This window comes from Mycobacterium sp. IS-1742, assembly GCF_001500125.1.
Taxonomy (GTDB): Bacteria; Actinomycetota; Actinomycetes; order Mycobacteriales; family Mycobacteriaceae; genus Mycobacterium.
In genome coordinates this window covers 34,871-53,169 of record NZ_LQIV01000015.1, presented here as the reverse complement: position 1 = coordinate 53,169, position 18,299 = coordinate 34,871, and the positions used below count along the sequence as shown (strand labels likewise).

Annotated in this window: 20 protein-coding genes; 14 read left to right on the top strand and 6 right to left on the bottom strand. The window is 68.9% G+C overall.

Annotated elements, in window-relative coordinates; genetic code table 11:
* Nucleotides 1-8 precede the first annotated feature (8 nt).
* The 4 genes from mmpH to AU196_RS11525 all read right to left on the bottom strand — a co-directional run bounded on the left by mmpH (nt 9) and on the right by AU196_RS11525 (nt 3,650).
* Complete coding sequence (gene mmpH / locus AU196_RS11540; protein WP_059095210.1) at nt 9-1,079, bottom strand: MMP endo-(1,4)-3-O-methyl-alpha-D-mannosidase; 1,071 nt, start codon at nt 1,077-1,079, stop codon at nt 9-11.
* Entirely contained in the window at nt 1,066-1,797 is a 732-nt protein-coding gene (locus AU196_RS11535) for a class I SAM-dependent methyltransferase (protein WP_059095209.1), read from the bottom strand. Before AU196_RS11535 ends, mmpH begins: the two co-directional genes overlap by 14 nt.
* Complete coding sequence (gene manT / locus AU196_RS11530) at nt 1,791-3,017, bottom strand: MMP alpha-(1->4)-mannosyltransferase (protein WP_059095208.1); 1,227 nt, start codon at nt 3,015-3,017, stop codon at nt 1,791-1,793. Before manT ends, AU196_RS11535 begins: the two co-directional genes overlap by 7 nt.
* A 144-nt stretch (nt 3,018-3,161) precedes the next feature.
* Complete coding sequence (locus tag AU196_RS11525; RefSeq protein ID WP_059095261.1) at nt 3,162-3,650, bottom strand: PPOX class F420-dependent oxidoreductase; 489 nt, start codon at nt 3,648-3,650, stop codon at nt 3,162-3,164.
* 43 nt (nt 3,651-3,693) lie between these two features.
* On the opposite strand from AU196_RS11525, the gene AU196_RS11520 reads away from it, so the two are divergent.
* A complete protein-coding gene (locus AU196_RS11520) occupies nt 3,694-4,008 on the top strand; it encodes a DUF222 domain-containing protein (RefSeq protein WP_059095207.1) in 315 nt (104 codons plus the stop codon).
* On the opposite strand, the gene AU196_RS11515 is transcribed toward AU196_RS11520, so the two are convergent.
* Entirely contained in the window at nt 3,983-4,297 is a 315-nt protein-coding gene (locus tag AU196_RS11515; RefSeq protein WP_059095206.1) for a hypothetical protein, read from the bottom strand. The two genes, AU196_RS11520 and AU196_RS11515, sit on opposite strands and share 26 nt — an antisense overlap.
* 297 nt (nt 4,298-4,594) lie before the next feature.
* Here AU196_RS11515 and AU196_RS11510 point away from each other — a divergent pair, with 297 nt between their 5' ends.
* The 11 genes from AU196_RS11510 to glgX all read left to right on the top strand — a co-directional run bounded on the left by AU196_RS11510 (nt 4,595) and on the right by glgX (nt 15,945).
* Nucleotides 4,595-4,843: a hypothetical protein gene (locus tag AU196_RS11510; protein ID WP_059095205.1), complete on the top strand. Its 249-nt coding sequence runs from the start codon at nt 4,595-4,597 to the stop codon at nt 4,841-4,843.
* A 110-nt stretch (nt 4,844-4,953) separates the two neighbouring features.
* Nucleotides 4,954-6,336 (top strand): acyl-CoA dehydrogenase family protein, encoded by a 1,383-nt coding sequence (locus AU196_RS11505; RefSeq protein WP_059095204.1) that lies wholly within the window; start codon nt 4,954-4,956, stop codon nt 6,334-6,336.
* 12 nt (nt 6,337-6,348) lie between these two features.
* Nucleotides 6,349-7,155 (top strand): DUF427 domain-containing protein, encoded by an 807-nt coding sequence (locus AU196_RS11500; RefSeq protein WP_059095203.1) that lies wholly within the window; start codon nt 6,349-6,351, stop codon nt 7,153-7,155.
* A gap of 67 nt (nt 7,156-7,222) precedes the next feature.
* Nucleotides 7,223-8,401 (top strand): alcohol dehydrogenase catalytic domain-containing protein, encoded by a 1,179-nt coding sequence (locus AU196_RS11495; protein ID WP_059095202.1) that lies wholly within the window; start codon nt 7,223-7,225, stop codon nt 8,399-8,401.
* 171 nt (nt 8,402-8,572) lie between these two features.
* Nucleotides 8,573-10,423: a hypothetical protein gene (locus tag AU196_RS11490; protein WP_197415765.1), complete on the top strand. Its 1,851-nt coding sequence runs from the start codon at nt 8,573-8,575 to the stop codon at nt 10,421-10,423.
* Nucleotides 10,420-10,590 carry a hypothetical protein gene (locus AU196_RS25820; RefSeq protein WP_197415764.1) on the top strand — a complete coding sequence of 57 codons (171 nt, stop codon included), beginning with the start codon at nt 10,420-10,422 and terminating at the stop codon, nt 10,588-10,590. Before AU196_RS11490 ends, AU196_RS25820 begins: the two co-directional genes overlap by 4 nt.
* Entirely contained in the window at nt 10,587-11,018 is a 432-nt protein-coding gene (locus tag AU196_RS11485; protein ID WP_082695681.1) for a hypothetical protein, read from the top strand. Before AU196_RS25820 ends, AU196_RS11485 begins: the two co-directional genes overlap by 4 nt.
* Complete coding sequence (locus AU196_RS11480; protein WP_059095199.1) at nt 11,015-12,352, top strand: hypothetical protein; 1,338 nt, start codon at nt 11,015-11,017, stop codon at nt 12,350-12,352. Before AU196_RS11485 ends, AU196_RS11480 begins: the two co-directional genes overlap by 4 nt.
* A gap of 28 nt (nt 12,353-12,380) precedes the next feature.
* Nucleotides 12,381-13,052: a PAS and ANTAR domain-containing protein gene (locus AU196_RS11475; protein WP_059095198.1), complete on the top strand. Its 672-nt coding sequence runs from the start codon at nt 12,381-12,383 to the stop codon at nt 13,050-13,052.
* 27 nt (nt 13,053-13,079) lie between these two features.
* Nucleotides 13,080-13,646 (top strand): nicotinamidase, encoded by a 567-nt coding sequence (locus AU196_RS11470; RefSeq protein ID WP_059095197.1) that lies wholly within the window; start codon nt 13,080-13,082, stop codon nt 13,644-13,646.
* Between the two features lie 154 nt (nt 13,647-13,800).
* Complete coding sequence (glgX, locus tag AU196_RS11465) at nt 13,801-15,945, top strand: glycogen debranching protein GlgX (RefSeq protein ID WP_059095196.1); 2,145 nt, start codon at nt 13,801-13,803, stop codon at nt 15,943-15,945.
* 10 nt (nt 15,946-15,955) lie between these two features.
* Here glgX and AU196_RS11460 read toward each other — a convergent pair whose 3' ends face one another.
* On the bottom strand, nt 15,956-16,348 hold the full coding sequence (locus AU196_RS11460; RefSeq protein WP_059095195.1) for a hypothetical protein: 393 nt from the start codon (nt 16,346-16,348) through the stop codon (nt 15,956-15,958).
* A 22-nt stretch (nt 16,349-16,370) separates the two neighbouring features.
* Between AU196_RS11460 and AU196_RS11455 the strand changes: the two genes are divergently transcribed.
* A complete protein-coding gene (locus tag AU196_RS11455) occupies nt 16,371-17,045 on the top strand; it encodes a TetR/AcrR family transcriptional regulator (RefSeq protein ID WP_502687256.1) in 675 nt (224 codons plus the stop codon).
* Between the two features lie 88 nt (nt 17,046-17,133).
* Nucleotides 17,134-18,294, top strand: a complete 1,161-nt coding sequence (locus tag AU196_RS11450) for an acyl-CoA dehydrogenase family protein (RefSeq protein ID WP_059095194.1) — start codon at nt 17,134-17,136, stop codon at nt 18,292-18,294.
* The last annotated feature ends 5 nt before the right edge of the window (nt 18,295-18,299 follow it).

The following is an 18,299-nucleotide window of genomic DNA, read 5'->3' as shown; positions in this document are numbered from 1 at the left end:
GTTGGTGGCTACCGGTCGCTGACGGCGCAGGCGCAGTCGAACTCGTCCTCGAGGCCGCGCGGCAGATCCGCGGCGCGGAAGATGCCGCTGCCGGGCGTGGTGCTCGTCAGCGCGTCGGCCGCCAGGATGACGGCCGCACCGGTCCACGTGGTCCGCTCCTCGGGCCAGCGCTTCCCGTCAGCGAAAACCAGTCCGGTCCAATAGGATCCGTCCTCTTCACGCAGGTGGTGCATGGCCGCGAACTGCTGGTGCGCGCGTGCCCGGTCGCCGATGGCGTCGAGCGCCATCACCAGTTCGCACGTCTCGGCCCCGGTGACCCAGGGGCGGTCGTCGACACACCGGATGCCCAGCCCGGGCACCACGAAGTCGTCCCAGCGGTCGTCGATGCGGGCGCGGGCGGCCGGGCCGCGCAACGCACCGCAGAGCACCGGGTAATACCACTCCATGGCGTGCCGGTCCTTGGGCACGAACGAACCGGGATGCTCGACGATCGCGTGCCCCAGCCGGCCGACGGCCACCTCCCACTCGGGCTGCGGTTCGCCGATGTAGTCGGCCAGCGCGAGCGCGCACCGGATGCTGTGGTGGATGCTGGCGCATCCGGTCAGCAGCGCCTCCGGGATCGGTCCCGCTTTGCTCTGCGCCCAAGAGATCTCGCCGTTGGGCCGTTGCAGGCCGAGCACGAAGTCGATCGCCCTGGCGACCACGGGCCACATCGTCTCCGCGAAGGAGCGGTCCCCGGTGATCAGCACATGGTGCCAGACACCGGTGGCGATGTAGGCGCAGAAGTTGCTGTCGCTGTTGGCGTCCTCGATGACCCCGTTGCGGAACTGCAGCGGCCACGACCCGTCGGGGCGCTGGGTGGCCCGGCACCACTCGTACGCCGCGCGTGCCGGTTCGAGCAGCCCGGCGACGGTCAGCGCCATCGCCGATTCGACGTGGTCCCACGGGTCGGTGTGACCGCCGGTGAACCACGGGATGGCGCCCGATGACTCCTGTTCGGCCGCAATTGATTCAGCGGTCTGCCTGCACTGGGCGGGCGTGAAGACGCCGGGGATCCCGGGCAGCTCAGGCGCGAGCATCCACGACCGCCGGTTTCTCGAAGTAGAGCGCGACGCTCTTGCCGATCAGCGGGTCGAGCAGCTTCTCACCGCGTCGGGTCAGCCAGGGCGCCGAGATCATGTCCCACACCAGCAGCTTGTGGTACGCCGCGACGGCAGGGTGGTCGTTCTTGGACGTTCCCACAGCGCATTTGAGCCACCAGAACGGCGAGTGCAGCGCGTGGGCGTGGTGACTGTGGGTGAACGTCAACCCGTGCGCGGTCACCTTGCCGCGCAGTTCGTCGGCCTTGTAGATGCGGACGTGGCCGCCCTCGTTGGCGTGGTACTCGTCGGACAGCAGCCAGCAGATCCGTTCCGGCAGCCAGCGGGGCACCGTGACCGCGAGCTTGCCGCCGGGTTTGAGCACTCGTACCAGCTCCGCGATGGCCTCCGTGTCCTGCGGGACGTGTTCGAGGATCTCCGAGGCGATCACGCAGTCGAAGGTGCCGTCGGCGTAGGGCAGGTCGAGCGCATCGCCCTTGACCACTTCGGCTTTCGCCGACGGCGGCACCTCGCCCTGTTCCTTCATCGCCTGCAGGATCTCGTCGACGTCGTTGAGGTCCTGGGCGTTCTGGTCGAAGCCGATGACGTCGGCGCCGCGCCGGTAGGCCTCGAACGTGTGCCGTCCGGCGCCGCAGCCGACGTCGATCACCTTGGCGCCCGGCCCGACCCCCAGCCGGTCGAAGTCGACGGTCAGCATGTCGCCATCGCCCGCTCGTAAACCGAGACAGTCTGCGCGGCAACGGATTCCCAGCTGAACACGTCGAGCGCCCGGCGGCGGCCCGCGGCGCCGAGCCGGTGCCGCTGCGCGGGCGAGTCGAGCAGCTGCCCCAGTGCGCGGGTGAGTTCGTCGACGTCACCGGGGGCGACCAGGCGCGCACACTCGTCGTCGGCGCCGACCACCTCGGGCAGCGCGCCGGCCCGGCTGGCCACGATCGGCGTCCCGCTGGCCATCGCCTCGACCGCGGGCAATGAGAAGCCCTCGTACAGCGACGGGATGCAGGCGACCTCCGCCGACGCGAGCAGCGCGGCGAGATCGTCGTCGGACAGCCCGCTGGAGCTGTGCACGATGTCGGAGATGCCGAGTTCGGCGATCAGCTTCTCGGTCGGCCCGTTGGGCTCCAGCTTGGACACCAGCTGGACGTCGAGATTGCGTTCCACCCGCAACCGCGCGACCGCGTGCAGCAGGTGGCTGACGCCCTTGAGCGGCACGTCCGCGCTGGCGATCGCGATGATGCGACCGCTCACCCGGCTGTCGGCGGGCCGGAACAACTCGGTGTCCACCCCGAGCGGCACGACCTGCAGCTGCTCGGGTGAGACGCCGAAGTCATCGGCGATGTCGGTGGCCGACGAGGACGACACGGTGAGCAATTCGGGGATCTGGCGCGCAACCTGCTTCTGCATCTCGGCGAAGCCGTACCAGCGGCGGACCAGCGGCTTGCGCCACCAGCGGGCCGCCGCGACGTCGACGACCTTGTCGCGGGTGATCGGGTGGTGGACGGTGGCCACGACCGGCAGCCCCATCCGCGCGATCTCCAGCAGTCCCGTCCCGAGGCTCTGATTGTCGTGGACGACGTCGAAGTCGCCGAGGCGGCCGGCGAGGATCCGCGCCACCCGCATGGTGAAGGTCTTGGGCTCGGGGAACCCGGCGGTCCACGTCGTCAACAGCTCCTGCAGGTCGATCCGGTCGCGGATCTCGCTGGGCCGCGGCACGCGGAACGGGTCCGGCTCGCGGTAGAGGTCGAGGCTGGGCACCTTCGTCAGGCGGACCCGCGGGTCGAGACCCTCGGGATACGGCTGCCCGGAGAACACCTCGACGTCGTGACCGAGTTCGACGAGTCCCCGGCTGAGATGGCGGACGTACACACCCTGGCCGCCGCAGTGCGTCTTGCTGCGGTACGACAACAACGCGATACGCATACTCAGATGGATCCGGGGCCGACGGGCCGGGCCGCGATGGACTGGTCGAATCGTGTCACGCAGAGACTCCGAACCTTCTGGACATGTGTCCAGACTATAGTTTGACGTGCTAGGCGACGCAACGCGTCCGCATCTGCCTGACTATCACAGCGGCGCAGGGCTGTCCTGTTCAGGCTCCCGCGGCGGAGGGAAACCGCCGGTGGCCACCGGCCCCCACCGCGTCGGCACGAGGCGGATCAGGCACTTGCCCTGGTCGACCATCGCCTGCCGGTATTCGTCCCAATCCGGGTGTTCCCCAGCGATCGCCCGGCAGTAGTCGACCAGCGCGTCGACCGCCTCCGGCAGCCCGACCACCTCCGCGTCGCCGTCGACCTGGACGTACGGCCCGTTGAAGTCCTCGGACAGCACGGTCACGCTGGCCCGGCCTGCACGGCGGATGTTCACCGCCTTCGCCCGCTGCGGATAGCTGGCGATCACGATGCGCCCCTCGGCGTCCACCCCGCCCGTCACCGGTGAACTCTGCAGCGATCCGTCGGCGCGGTGGGTGGTGAGCACCATCTTGTGGCGCGACCGCACGAAGTCGAGCATCTCGTCCCGTCCGACGCTGTCCGCGGTCGCGTATCTCGGAGACATGTGGTCACAGTAGTTGTCGCACCCCGTCGCTAGTGTCTCGAACATGAGTTCGACACGAGAACAGGTCATGGATGCGATGGACACCGTCGAGGCGCTGTCCGCCCGGCTCACCGACCTCCCGGTCACGGGGATGAGCCGCGCGGAGGCCCAGGCGGCGCTGATCCGGCTCGGCCGGCTGCGCGGGCAACTGCAGGAGGTGGAGCGCCGGCTGACCGGACGTCTCGTCGCCTCGGGCAGCCCCTCGCAGTTCGGGGCCCGGACGTGGGCGGAGGTGCTGGCGCAGCGCCTGCGCATCTCCCCCGGCGAGGCCCAACGGCGCATCGCGGAAGCGGTCAGCGAGGGTCCGTCTGCCGCTTGAGCACCCACGCGGGCACCCAGTGGGTGACGGACTTCCGGTGCGCGCCGTAGGCGATGTCATAGGTGACAAGGCCCCACCAGTAGCCCTGCTCGCACATCCCCCAGCACGTCAGGCGGCCCTCGACGACGGCGTGCATCTGCAGTCCGGCGGGGTTGTAACCCCCGTGCCGGTGCGGTTCCCGGGGGAACAGCACCGCGAGGTCGACCAGCACCGCAACCGGGGGCTCCACCCGCCGGAAGGCGGGCGGCACCGGCTGCCCGTTGTAGCCGATCGCCTGCAAATCGCCCACCGTTCGATCATACGTTCGATGGCGTGCGGCGCGTAACGCGGTCGAGCGCCCACCCCTGCCAGGGTTTGCCGATGCAGATCACGATTTGTCCGCCAGACGAAGCTGCATTATCCAGCACGCCGATCAGATCCTGCCAAAATGTCCACTGTTCGCCGCCAGCGGAATGAAACACTTGACCTGCGTGTTCACCAGTGCAGACCGGATCGGAGCCCTCCGAATCCGGCCGGGAAGAAAAGATTGAACCGCGACGACGGCCACGGCTCGCACACCCACCAGAGGGAAGAAAGAAGCACGGACATGAACAAGATCGGATTCGCCACGATCGTCGCCGGCGGACTGGCCACCGCCTTCTTCGGGCTGGCCGCGCCCGCTCAAGCCGCCCCGGCCGGGCCGGGCAACGCCCAGAACGCCATCGAGCACCTCGACGACCGCGGGTACGCCGTGCACGTCACCCATCAGGGCATGGTCAAACCGCTCGACCAGTCCAGCATCGTCGCGGTGCGCTACGACAACCAGGACCGCATCGTCTACGTCACCGTTCGCTGATTCCCGGCGGCCTGACGCGAGGGGCATCCCACCCGGGGTGTCCCTCGCACTGTGTCACGGGCCACAGTTCGTGGTTTCACGCCGCTGATTACCGGTTATCCCAGCGCACGATGACCTTCGACCTCACGCCGACGATTGCGCAACACGATCTTGCGCGACGCACCCATGAGTTCGCCGAGCAGTGCATCCGCCCGGTGGCGCTCGAGTACGACCAACGCCAGGAGTTCCCGTGGCCGGTCCTCGAGGAGGCGTCGCGTCGCGGGTTCTACAGTCCGCTGTTCTACCGCGACCTGATCGGCGACCCGACCGGGCTCTCGCTGCCGATGTTCATGGAAGAGCTGTTCTGGGGTTGCGCCGGCATCGGGTTGGCCATCGTCATGCCCGCCCTGGCACTGTCGGCGATCGGCCAGGCCGCCTCACCCGAGCAGATGTTGCAGTGGGCCCCCGAGTGCTTCGGCACCCCGGGCGACCTCAAACTCGCCGCGCTGGCCATCTCCGAACCCGAAGGCGGCAGCGACGTGCGCAATCTGCGCACCACCGCCCGCCGCGACGGTGACGACTGGATCATCGACGGGCACAAGATGTGGATCGGCAACGGCGGCATCGCCAACGTCCACGTCGTCAACGCCGTCGTCGACCAGGAGCTCGGCCACAAGGGACAGGCGCTGTTCATCGTTCCCGGCGGCACCCCGGGCCTGGAGCTGGTGCGCAAACTCGACAAGATGGGCTGCCGCGCCTCGCACACCGCGGAGTTGAGGTTCGACGGCGTCCGTATCCCGGGCGACCACCTGCTCGGCGGCGAGGAGAAGCTCGAGCACAAACTCGCCAAGGCGCGTGAGGCGGTCGAAGGCGCGCGCAAGTCGGGATCCGCCGCACTGGGCACCTTCGAACAGACCCGGCCCATGGTCGCCGCCCAGGCGCTCGGAATCGCCCGCGCCGCACTGGAATACATGACCGAATACGCCAACCGTCGCGAGGCGTTCGGCGCCCCGATCATCGACAACCAGGGCATTTCGTTCCCACTCGCCGACCTGGCCACCCAGATCGACGCCGCCCGCCTGCTCACCTGGCGCGCGTCCTGGATGGCGGCCACCGGCGTGCCCTTCGACCGCGGCGAGGGGTCGATGTCGAAACTCGCGGCCAGCGAGGTCGCGGTCAAGGCCACTGAACGCGCGATCCAGACCATGGGCGGATGGGGCTACATCACCGACCATCCGGTCGAGAAGTGGTACCGCGACGCCAAGCTCTACACGATCTTCGAGGGCACCAGCGAGATCCAGCGCATGGTGATCTCCCGCGCGCTCGGCGCCGCCGACGGCGCACCGCCCCTGCACATCGACCTCGAACCGAGCGGCGGACCGCTCAACCGCTACTTCGGGCGCGGCACCGTCCTGCGCGGCCGTGCCGCCGACACCGCGCTCAACGCCAAGGACCGGGTGCCGCAATCGGTGATGCGGTTGGCGATGAAAGTGCTCAAGCCACCGCGCAAGTGACCGGGAGGCCGGATGGCCCAGCAGATGAGCGGCGTCATCGGCGCCGCGTTCGACACCCTGCGCTACGAGCCGACCTCCAAGCGGATCCGCGTGACGCTCGCCGGTGAACCGGTCGCGGAGACCGACCGGGCCCGGTTGGTGTGGGAGCCGCGCCGCATCGTGCCGACCTACGCCGTACCACTCGAGGCGCTGACCGCCCACCTGGTTCCGGCCGGCGCCGAATCGGGCGCCGAGGAGGCCACCCGCAGCATGCTCGACCCGACCGTGCCGTTCACCAACCACACGTGCGAGGGCACCGAGTACGACGTGGTGGCCGGCGAGGAGACCGGCGCGGCCGCCGCGTTCCGCCCCCGCGACCCCGACCTCGCGGACTACGCGGTGCTGGACTTCGCGGCGTTCCACTGGCACGAGGAATCCGAACCCGTCGTCAGCCATCCCCGCGACCCGTTCCACCGCATCGACGTGCTGCGCAGCACGCGCCATGTGCGCGTCGAACACGAGGGCCGGCTGCTGGCGGAGTCGACGCGGCCCCTGCTGCTGTTCGAGACGAACCTGCCCGTGCGCTGCTACCTGCCACCCGGCGACGTCGGCGAATTGGCGCCGAGCGACACCGTGTCCTACTGCGCCTACAAGGGTCGCGCCTCCTACTACTCGGTGCCCGACGGGCCGCGCGACGTCGCCTGGACCTATCCGAATCCGCTGCACGACGGGGCACCGGTACGCGGCCACATCTGCTTCTTCGACGAACGCGTCGACGTGATCGTCGACGGCGCCCGCGCCGACCGGCCGGTGACCCCGTGGAGTGAACCCGGCGTGTGACTCGGCCCGGCGTTTGACTCGGCACGGTGCGGGCACGCTCCTCGGACACCGATATCGAGGAGGACGCATGCGCGCAGTGACCTGGCAGGGACGTCGGAAGGTCTCCGTCGACAACGTGCCGGATCCGGTGATCAAGGAGCCGACGGACGCCATCATCAGGGTCACCAGCACCAACATCTGCGGATCCGACCTGCACCTCTACGAAGTGCTCAGCGCGTTCATGAACCCCGGCGACATCATCGGCCACGAGGCGATGGGAGTGGTCGAGGAGGTGGGCGCCCAGGCCGGTGACCTCGCAGTCGGTGACCGCGTGGTGATCCCGTTCAACATCTCCTGCGGAACGTGCTGGATGTGCGATCGCGGTCTGCAGAGCCAGTGCGAGACCACGCAGAACCGCGACCAGGGCACCGGCGCCGCGCTGTTCGGCTACTCCACCCTCTACGGCGAAGTGGCCGGCGGCCAGGCCGAGTATCTGCGGGTACCGCAGGCGCAGTACACCCACATCAAGGTGCCCGACGACGGACCCGACGAGCGGTACGTCTACCTCTCCGACGTGCTGCCCACCGCGTGGCAGGCCGTCGAGTACGCCCAGATCCCGGACGGGGGCACGGTGGTCGTGCTCGGGCTCGGGCCGATCGGCTCGATGGCGTGCCGGATCGCCGCGCATCACAACAACTGCCGGGTCATCGGCGTCGACCTGGTCCAGGAGCGGCTCGACCGGGCCCGCCCGTACTGCGCCGAGGTCATCGACCTGCGCGACCAGGACGTCGACGACGCCGTCGCCGACCTCACCGAGGGCCGCGGCGCCGATTCGGTGATCGACGCCGTGGGCATGGAGGCCCACGGTTCGCCGATCGCCGAGGCCGCCCACACCGCGAGCAGTTTCCTACCGTCGGCCATCGGCAGGGTCGTCATGAAGAACGCCGGCGTCGACCGGCTCGCCGCGCTGAACTCGGCGATCTCGCTGGCCCGCCGCGGCGGGACGCTCTCGCTCTCGGGCGTGTACGGCGGCGCCGCCGACCCGATCAACATGATGACGTTGTTCGACAAGCAGCTGACGCTGCGGATGGGCCAGGCCAACGTCAAGCGCTGGGTTCCGGACATCCTGCCGCTGCTCAACGCCGACGATCCGTTGGGCGTCGAGAACTTCGCCACCCATCGGCTCCCGCTGGCCGAGGCGCCCGGTGCGTACGAGACCTTCCAGAAGAAGCAGGACGGCATGATCAAAGTGGTGCTCACCCCGTAGCGGCACCGGGTGGTTGATGCGCGGCGCCGTGGGGTACCTCACGGGCGTGAGTCAGTCGTGCCGCGCGGCGGGTCGCCGGCCGGGAGAAAAAGTACCCGGTACCCCTGGTTTCACCTTGGGTATTCTGGCAACATTACCGAGCGGTAAGTTCGGTCCGTCCAAACCCGGGAGATGACAGTGGAGTTCTTCGGCGAGGTTTCCGGCGTATCGGTGCTGGCGCAGGGTGACGAGGGCGGTGGCGCGGCGATCAGCGAGATCGTCGGCCTGTCCGTGGCGGCCGCCGTCATCACAGCGATCCTCCTGTACATCGGCTACCTGCACCGCAACCACAAGATCAGCTGGCTGACGAAGCTGGCCGACTGGACGGGGCGCCGGTTCAAACGGCCGCCGTGGGTGGCGCTGCCGGTCGCGATGTTCACCGCCTCGATCATCTGCGCCCTGTTCGGCTTCATCTGGGACGTCAGCCTGCACATCGGCAACGGCCGCGACGACGGCGCTTTGGCGAACCCCGCGCACTACTTCATCCTCATCGGCCTGTTCGGCATCTTCGTCGCGGGCTGCACCGCGGTCGTGCTGCCGTTCGACCGCCCCGGACCGGCCGCGGTGCGGATCACCGACCACTGGCACGCACCGGTCGGCGGCCTCGTGATGGCCGGATGCGGGCTCTACGCGTTGCTGGGCTTCCCGCTCGACGACATGTGGCACCGCATCTTCGGTCAGGACGTCACGCTGTGGGGCCCCACCCACCTCATGATGATCGGCGGCGCCGGGTTCTCCACGCTGGCCGCGGCGTACCTCGAGTACGAGGGCAAGCGGGCGGTCGGCCCGGACGTTCCGCGCGACGGTCTCGGCCTGAAGTTCGTCCTCTACCTCGCCTTCGCCGGTGTGCTGATCGGCGCATCGGTCTACCAGATCGAGTTCGACTTCGGGGTGCCGCAGTTCCGGCAGGTCTTCCAGCCGATGCTGATCGCCGCCGCGGCGGCCCTGGCCCTGGTGATGGCCCGCATCTTCCTCGGTCGAGGCGCCGCGATCATCGCCGCGGTGATCGCCATCGGCCTGCGCGGCATCGTCGCCTTCCTCGTCGCTCCGGTTCTCGACGCACCGGTCAACTGGTTCCCGCTCTACCTGGGCGCCGCCGTGGTCGTCGAGCTGGTGGCCCTCACCCCGCTGCTCAAACGGCCGGTGGTGTTCGGCCTGGTGTCCGGGCTCGGGATCGCCACGGTCGGCCTCTGGCTGGAATCGCTGTGGATCAACGCCGTCTACCACTACGCGTGGCCCACCAGCATCTGGCCCGAGGCGCTGGCGATGTCCGTGCCGGTGGCGATGCTCGTCGGCGCCTGCGGCGCGATGGCCGGCATGGTGATCACCGGGCAGCGCCTGCCGAAACGGGCGATCGGTGTCGGCCTCGTCGCGCTGGCCGTTCTCGCGATCGGCGGGGCGGCGGCCAATGGCCTGCGCTACAACGTGCCCGAGAACACGACCGCCGCGATCACGCTGACCGAGGCTCCGGCGGTCAACGGCGAGCGCTACGTGACCGCCGACGTCCGCCTCAACCCGCCGGACGCGATCAGCGACGATCCGAACTGGGTGTCGGTGCTCGGCTGGCAGGGCGGCCTGCAGAACCAGCGCGGTCAGTTCGTCGACAATCTCGAGAAGGTCGGCCCCGGCCACTATGTGTCCACTCAGCCGATGCCGGTGTCGGGCACCTGGAAGACCCTGCTGCGTGTGCACGACGGCAAGACGCTGGCCGCCGTGCCGATCTACCTCGCGGGTGACCCGGGGATCGGCGCGCAGGAAGTGCCCGCCGAACCGCAGTTCACCCGGCCCATGGTCTCGGAGATCACCATCCTGCAGCGTGAGCGCAGCCCCGACATCCCGCAGTCGCTCTGGCTGATCGGCTGCCTGGTGGTGCTGGCCTGCACGCTGGCCATGATCGCCGGCATCACCTGGGGTGGCGGCCGCATCAGCAAGAGCGAGCCGAGCGGCAGCGAGGCCGAGCTACAACCGTCGGCGCAGGCATGACGGTGACGCCGGACGCCTCGGACGTCGTGTACCTGGCCGACCATCCGATCTGGATCGCGGTGCCGGCGTTCGCGCCGGCCATCGTGGTCGCCGGCGTCGTCGTCTACATTGCCGCGAAGAACCGCCGCAAGGACGGCGGACACCCGGATCGAGAAGGGAACACGTGACACGCACCGCACGACGCTCCGGATCTGCACTCATGGTGACGGCGGCGGCGCTGCTGGTCGCTGCCTGCGGCGGCTCGCAGGACAGCGGTGAGGCAGCGAGCCCGAGCCCCTCGGCGTCGACCGTCAGCCCGTCGGACATGACCGACCAGCAGCGGCCGACCGACCGGCTGACCATCGACATCAGCATCGAGGGCGGCAACGTCACCCCCACCAACGCGCGGCTCGAGGGGAAGCTCGGCGAGCCGATCGTGCTGCGGGTCAACAGTGACGCCGCCGACGAACTGCACGTGCACTCGGTTCCGGAACACACGTTCCGCATCGAGCCCAAGGCCGGCCAGATGTTCCAGTTCACCGTGGACGTGCCGGGCAACGTCGAGATCGAACTGCACGAACTGAACCGCGTGGTCGCCGGCGTACAAGTACGGTGACCTCCGCGGCGCACGTGACGGTGCTGGCACACGGGCTCGGCGGCTCCACCGATCTGCCGATTCCCTACACCTACGCCCTGCTCGGCGCCGCCTGGGCGCTCACCGCGACGTTCGCTGTCGTCGCGCTCGCCTGGCGCACGCCGCGGTTCGACGAGGACCGGCCCGGACGCGCACTGCCGCCGTGGGTCACCGCCGTCGTCGACGCGCCCGTCACCCGATGGGCCATCGCCCTGGCCGCCCTGGCGCTCACGCTCTGGGTGGCCATGGCCGCGTTCTTCGGCCCGCAGAACGCCGAGAACCCGCTGCCCGGGGTCTTCTACGTACTCCTCTGGGTCGGCCTGGTCGCGCTGTCGTGGGCGTTCGGACCGGTCTGGCGGGTGCTGTCGCCGGTGCGCGCCCTGTCCCGCGTGCTGCGGTTGCACCGCCGCACGGACCGCCCGCCCTATCCGGTGCGGCTCGGATACTGGCCCGCGGCGTTCGGGCTGTTCGCGTTCGTGTGGCTCGAACTGGCCAGCCCCGACCCCGGTTACGTCGCGGCCATCCGCACGTGGCTGCTGGTCTATGTCGGCGTGACGTTCGCCGGCGCGCTGTGGTTCGGCGAGCGGTGGTGCGCGCGCGCCGACCCGTTCGAGGTGTACAGCGTGGTGGCCTCCCGGCTGGCGATGTTCCGTCGCCAGCGCGACACCGGACGGATCGCGATCGGCAACCCCTTCGACCACCTGCCCACGCTGCCGGTGCGGCCGGGGACCGTCACGGTGCTGTCGGTGCTGCTCGGCTCCACCGCGTTCGACAGCTTCTCGGCGATGCCGGTGTGGCGCGACTTCGTCGACTCGACCGCCGACGGCGCGTGGACCGCGACACTGCTCAAGACCGCGGGGCTCGCGGTGTTCGTGCTGATCGTGGCGGGCACGTTCAGCGCGGCCGCCATGGCGACCGCGGGGGTCGACCGGCAGCGGCGTCGCGAACTGCCCGGGCTGATGGCGCACTCGCTGATCCCGATCGTCCTCGGCTACGTGTTCGCCCACTACCTGACATACCTCGTCGAACGGGGTCAGCAGACCGTGATCCTGCTGGCCGACCCGTTACAGCGCGGCTGGAACGTGTTCGGTCTGGCCGACGCCGAGGTGAGCTACCTGTTGTCGATGCATCCGTCGGTGCTCGCGACGCTCAAGGTGGCGTTCGTGGTGGCCGGCCACATGGCCGGAGTGGTGGCCGCACACGACCGTGCGCTCAAACTGCTGCCGTCGGCACACCAGCTGACCGGCCAGCTCGCCATGATGCTGGTCATGGTCGGCTACACCTTCACGGGGTTGTATCTGCTATTCGGTGGCTGAGGTCACATGTCGGGGTTACTGTGGCAGAGTGCCCCCCGAAGAGTCACTGGAGAGGGCGCTTGCCGGTGGATCGCCGCAAAACGTCGGATGGTTTCGCTACCACTTTGCGGACGGCCGCTGGGAGTGGTCCGACCAGGTACACCTGATGCACGGGTATCAGCCGGGAACCGTCACTCCCACCACCGAACTGGTACTCGCTCACAAACACCCGGACGACTACGTCTCAGTGGCCGCGACGCTCGACGACATCCGCCGCACTCACCGTACGTTCAGCACCCGTCACCGGATCATCGACACCAACAAACGCATCCACGATGTCGTGGTGATCGCCGACCGGATGTTCGACGAGACGGGTGACATCGTCGGCACGCAGGGGTTCTACGTCGACGTCACCCCCAGCCGCCTCGAGGAGTCCACCCGCGAGATGGCGGCCGCCACCGCCGCGGCGATGGTCGAGCACCGCGCGGCCATCGAACGCGCCAAGGGGATGCTCATGCTGGTCTACCGCGTCGACGCGGTCGCGGCCTTCGAACTACTCAAATGGCGGGCCGCCGAGGCCGGGGTGAAGCTGCGCACCTTCGCCGAACGTCTGCTCGCCGATTTCACCGCCCTGTACTACGAGGACACGCTGCCGCCGCGTTCGGCGTTCGACCACCTGCTGCTGACGGTGCACCACCGGGTCCGTGCAGCGGGTGTGTGACCACTCGCGTGGCGCTACCGTGACGTCATGCGCGCGCTCATCGTCGTCGACGTCCAGAACGACTTCTGTGAAGGCGGCTCGCTGGCCGTGACCGGCGGGGCCGCCGTCGCCCGGCGCATCAGTGAGCTGATCGCGGGCAACGACGTCTCGTCGGGCACCGGCTACGACCACGTCGTGGCGACCAAGGACTTCCACATCGACCCCGGTGACCACTTCTCCGACGAACCGGACTACCGGGTGTCCTGGCCCCGCCACTGCGTCGTCGGGACCGAGGGTGCCGAGTTCCACCCCGACCTCGACCCGTCACCGGTCGAGGCGGTGTTCACCAAGGGTGAGTACTCGGCGGCCTACAGCGGGTTCGAGGGCAGCGACGCGGCGGGGACACCGCTGGGTGACTGGCTGCGCGAACGCGGCGTCGACGAGGTCGACGTCGTCGGGATCGCCACGGACTACTGCGTCCGGGCCACCGCGGCCGATGCGGTGGCGGTCGGCCTGCGCACCCGCGTGCTGCTCGACCTCACCGCCGGGGTGGCCGAGGAGTCGACCGCCGAGGCCGTCGAGGCGCTGCGCGGCGCCGGGGTCGCCGTCGTCTGAGACCGTGCGCCGGTGTGACCGGCTCGGCCGTTGAGAAGTCCCGAAGTGGGTATATCTCCGGGACGCCGCCAAGGGACGCGGTCGTGCTGCCCGCACGCCGCCCGGCCCGTAACGTCGCCCCCGACCCGTGAACCAACCCTCAGGAGCGTGCACTTTGGCCGCAGCCCCCAACCCGAACGTCGTCCTCGAAGTGTGGCCGGGTAAGGCCTACCCCCTCGGAGCGACGTATGACGGCTTCGGCACCAACTTCGCGTTGTTCAGCGAGGCCGCCGACCGCGTGGAGCTGTGCCTGTTCGACGCCGACGGCGAGCAGACGGCGTGCGTCACCCTGCCCGAGGTCGACGGGTTCGTCTGGCACGGGTTCATCCCGAACATCGAGCCCGGACAGCGTTACGGCTACCGCGTGCACGGCCCGTACGACCCGGCCAACGGACAGCGGTGCAATCCGAACAAGCTGCTGCTCGACCCGTACGCGAAGGCGATCGACGGCACCTTCGACTGGGGCCAGCCGCTGTTCAGCTACAACTTCGGTGACCCGGACAGCCGCAACGACGACGACTCGGCCCCGTTCATGCCGAAGTCGGTGGTGATCAACCCGTACTTCGACTGGGGGGTGGACCGCCCGCCCAACCACGAATACGCCGACACCGTGATCTACGAGGCCCACGTCAAGGGCCTGACCCAGACACACCCCGACATCCCCGAGCAGATCCGCGGCACCTACTCCGCAGTGGCCCACCCGGTGATCATCGACCACCTCAAGGCGCTCGGCGTGAACGCGATCGAGCTGATGCCGGTGCACCACTTCGCCAACGACTCGACGCTGGTCGAGAAGGGGCTGTCGAACTACTGGGGTTACAACACCATCGGGTTCCTGGCCCCCGACCCCAAGTACAGTTCGAGCCCCACGCCGGGCGGGCAGGTGCAGGAGTTCAAGGCGATGGTGCGCGCCCTGCACGAAGCGGGTATCGAGGTCATCCTCGACGTGGTCTACAACCACACCGCCGAGGGCAACCACATGGGCCCGACGCTGTCCTTCCGCGGGATCGACAACGCCGCCTACTACCGGCTCGTCGACGACGACAAGCGCTACTACATGGACTACACCGGCACCGGCAACAGCCTCAACGTCGGCCACCCGCACGCCCTGCAGCTGATCATGGATTCGCTGCGGTACTGGGTGACCGAGATGCACGTCGACGGTTTCCGGTTCGACCTCGCCTCGACGCTGGCCCGCGAGTTCTACGACGTCGACCGGCTGGCGACGTTCTTCGAACTCGTACAACAGGATCCGACGGTCAGCCAGGTCAAGCTGATCGCCGAACCGTGGGACGTCGGCCCCGGCGGTTACCAGGTCGGCAACTTCCCGCCGCAGTGGACGGAGTGGAACGGCAAGTACCGCGACACCGTGCGTGACTACTGGCGCGGTGAGTCGGCCACGCTCGACGAGTTCGCGTCGCGGCTCACCGGGTCGTCGGATCTCTACGAGCACACCTCGCGCCGGCCCGTCGCCTCGATCAACTTCGTCATCGCCCACGACGGGTTCACGCTGCGAGACCTGGTGTCCTACAACGAGAAACACAACGAAGCCAACGGCGAGGACAACAACGACGGGGAGAGCCACAACCGGTCGTGGAACTGCGGCGTGGAGGGCCCGACGGACGATCCGGGGGTCAACGCGCTGCGCGGGCGCCAGCAGCGCAACTTCATGACCACGCTGCTGCTGAGCCAGGGCGTGCCGATGATCGCGCACGGCGACGAGCTCGGGCGTACGCAGCAGGGCAACAACAACGTCTACTGCCAGGACAACGAGCTGTCCTGGATCGACTGGTCGACCGCCGACACCGAGTTGATGACGTTCACCCAAAAGGTGTCCGAATTGCGGGCCGCGCATCCGGTGTTCCGCAGGCGGCGGTTCTTCTCCGGCCGCCCGGTCCGTCAGCGCGGTGCGCCCGGCCTGCCCGACATCGCCTGGTTCGCGCCCGACGGGTCGGAGATGACCGACGAGGACTGGGAGAGCGGCTTCGCCAAGTCGATCGCGGTCTACCTCAACGGCCAGGGCATCCCCGATCTGGACGTCCGCGGTCAGCGGGTCACCGACGACTCGTTCCTGCTGTGCTTCAACGCCCACCACGAGCCGCTCCAATTCGCCATGCCCGCAGCAGAATTCGGCCGGGCCTGGCTACCGGTGATCAACACCGCGGACGACGATGACGCCCGCGAGTCGGTGACTGCGGGCGCCAAGATCGAGGTCGCGGACCGGTCGGTGCTGGTGTTGCAGGCGGTCAACGAACCCTAGGGAAGTCGGATCACTCCACGACGGTGAAGAACGAGTCACCGTCCTCTGGGGTGCCGCTGACCTGACCGGCGTCGGTGCCGTGATGGTCGGCGTCGAGGTTGTCGAGCTGGTCTTCGGGCCTCGGCTCGACCTCACCCGCCGGCGCGGAGTCGTCGGCGGGTGCGACGGCCGCGCTGTCGGGCACCTCGGCGGCGAGCTTCTCGTCGAGCGACTCCCCGCCGCCGACCTCGCCGCGCGGCAACTGGTCGGACCGGTTGGCCTCACTCCAGTGGTCGGGCGGGTCGACGACGATGTCGCCGTCGTCGTTGCGAACGTCGTCTGCGTCGAGACCCTCCATGGGCCGCAGGGTATCGCCGGTGCCGCCGGCATCGTTCGCCGAGTCGAAGTCGATGTTGTCGCTCATGTCGGCCGGTTGCCCCGCGGGCCTGGGCACTAAACCTGACTGCGACGGCCGCTACACCCCGCGAGGGCGCCCGTACCAGCAGGTACGGTACGTTTGCTGGAAGCGTCGCCACGGCGGCCATACCCGCCGTATGCTGCCGGACATGGCGACCGAGCGTGACCGCCCGACATCGCTGGACGACTGGATCGACGCGGGATTCTCGCTGCTCGCCGAGGGCGGCCCGAACGCGCTGCGCATCGGCAGGCTCTGCGACCGGCTGCACGTCACCAAGGGCAGCTTCTACTGGCACTTCAGCGACATCCGGGCCTACCGCGCAGCGCTGGTCGAGGCGTGGGGGGAGGTCCGCGACCGGGAGCGTCGCCGATTCGCCACGATGCACGATGTGCCACCGCGCGAACGGATGCAGGTGATGATGGAGGCGCTCGTCAGCCCGTCGCACTGGGCGGTCGAACGCGTGATGCGGACGTGGGCGATCGCCGACGAGAAGGTGGCCGACAAGGTCCGGCAGAGTGACCGCCGGGTGCTGGCCGCGTTGCAGCAGGCGTTCCTCGACGAGGGCTTCTCGACGAACGAGGCGGCGCTGCGCTCGACGATCATGTTCTCCGCCGGCGTGGGCCTGCTGCACGCCGCCGACCCGGGCCAGACCGCCCCGCCCGCGGTGCGCGACCACTTCCTCGAGTTCATGCTCCGCCGCTGACCCCCCTTACTACTGACCGGTAGCCGACCCGACCAACCGGTGAGTTAGTGTGAATTCAGGCCCTCCGTCCCCGAGCAGGGAGTCACACATGCAGCTGGCGCTGACCGAAGAGGAAGCCGCCTTCCGCGACGAGCTTCGTACCTTCTACCGCACCGAGATCCCCGCCGAGATCCGCGAACGATCCCGGCAGGGTGGCGAGGTCTCCAAGGACGACATCGTCACCACGCACAAGATCCTCAACGATCACGGCCTCGCGGTGCCGAACTGGCCGGTCGAGTGGGGCGGCAAGGACTGGACGCCGGTCCAGCACCAGATCTGGCTCGACGAGATGCAGCTGGCGTGCGTCCCCGAGCCGCTGACGTTCAACTCGAAGATGGTCGGCCCGGTCATCGCGGAGTTCGGCTCGCAGGCGATCAAGGAGCGCTTCCTCCCGCCCACGGCGGCGCTGGACATCTGGTGGTGCCAGGGCTTCTCCGAACCCGAGGCCGGCTCCGACCTGGCGTCGCTGCGCACCACCGCGATCCGCGACGGCGACACCTACGTCGTCAACGGTCAGAAGACGTGGACGACGCTGGGCCAGCACGCCGACTGGATCTTCTGCCTCGTGCGCACCGATCCGCAGGCGCCGAAGCGCCAAGCCGGTATCTCGTTCCTGCTGATCGACATGAACACCCCGGGCATCACGCTGCGCCCGATCAAGCTCGTCGACGGCAGCTTCGAGGTCAACGAGGTCTTCTTCGAAGACGTCCGGGTGCCCGCCGACCAGCTCGTCGGCGAGGAGAACCAGGGCTGGAGCTACGCCAAGTTCCTGCTCGGCAACGAGCGCACCGGCATCACCCAGGTGGGTCGCACCAAGGTCAAGCTGGCCGACGTCAAGGCGCGGGCCAAGGAGTCCGGGCTGCTCGACGATCCGCTGTTCGCCGCCCGCCTGGCCGAAGCGGAGAACGACGTCCTCGCGCTGGAGCTGACCCAGATGCGGGTGGCGTCGGGCTCCTCCGACGGCAAGCCCAACCCCGCCTCGTCGGTGCTCAAGCTGCGCGGCAGCCAGCTCCAGCAGCTCGCCACCGAACTCCTCGTCGAGGTGGCCGGTCCCGACGCGCTGCCGTTCGACGCCGGCGCCGGCCTCGCCTCACCGGAGTGGGCGCAGCGCAGCGCGCCGACGTACCTCAACTACCGCAAGACGTCGATCTACGGCGGCAGCAACGAGGTCCAGCGCACCATCATCGCGTCGACCATTCTCGGATTGTGAGGTAG

Coding starts and splice junctions, on each gene's coding strand:
- mmpH (WP_059095210.1), bottom strand. CDS start 1,079: ATGCTCGCGCCTGAGCTGCCCGGGATCCCCGGCGTCTTCACGCCCGCC.
- AU196_RS11535 (WP_059095209.1), bottom strand. CDS start 1,797: ATGCTGACCGTCGACTTCGACCGGCTGGGGGTCGGGCCGGGCGCCAAG.
- manT (WP_059095208.1), bottom strand. CDS start 3,017: ATGCGTATCGCGTTGTTGTCGTACCGCAGCAAGACGCACTGCGGCGGC.
- AU196_RS11525 (WP_059095261.1), bottom strand. CDS start 3,650: ATGTCTCCGAGATACGCGACCGCGGACAGCGTCGGACGGGACGAGATG.
- AU196_RS11520 (WP_059095207.1), top strand. CDS start 3,694: ATGAGTTCGACACGAGAACAGGTCATGGATGCGATGGACACCGTCGAG.
- AU196_RS11510 (WP_059095205.1), top strand. CDS start 4,595: ATGAACAAGATCGGATTCGCCACGATCGTCGCCGGCGGACTGGCCACC.
- AU196_RS11505 (WP_059095204.1), top strand. CDS start 4,954: ATGACCTTCGACCTCACGCCGACGATTGCGCAACACGATCTTGCGCGA.
- AU196_RS11500 (WP_059095203.1), top strand. CDS start 6,349: ATGGCCCAGCAGATGAGCGGCGTCATCGGCGCCGCGTTCGACACCCTG.
- AU196_RS11495 (WP_059095202.1), top strand. CDS start 7,223: ATGCGCGCAGTGACCTGGCAGGGACGTCGGAAGGTCTCCGTCGACAAC.
- AU196_RS11490 (WP_197415765.1), top strand. CDS start 8,573: ATGACAGTGGAGTTCTTCGGCGAGGTTTCCGGCGTATCGGTGCTGGCG.
- AU196_RS25820 (WP_197415764.1), top strand. CDS start 10,420: ATGACGGTGACGCCGGACGCCTCGGACGTCGTGTACCTGGCCGACCAT.
- AU196_RS11470 (WP_059095197.1), top strand. CDS start 13,080: ATGCGCGCGCTCATCGTCGTCGACGTCCAGAACGACTTCTGTGAAGGC.
- AU196_RS11460 (WP_059095195.1), bottom strand. CDS start 16,348: ATGAGCGACAACATCGACTTCGACTCGGCGAACGATGCCGGCGGCACC.
- AU196_RS11450 (WP_059095194.1), top strand. CDS start 17,134: ATGCAGCTGGCGCTGACCGAAGAGGAAGCCGCCTTCCGCGACGAGCTT.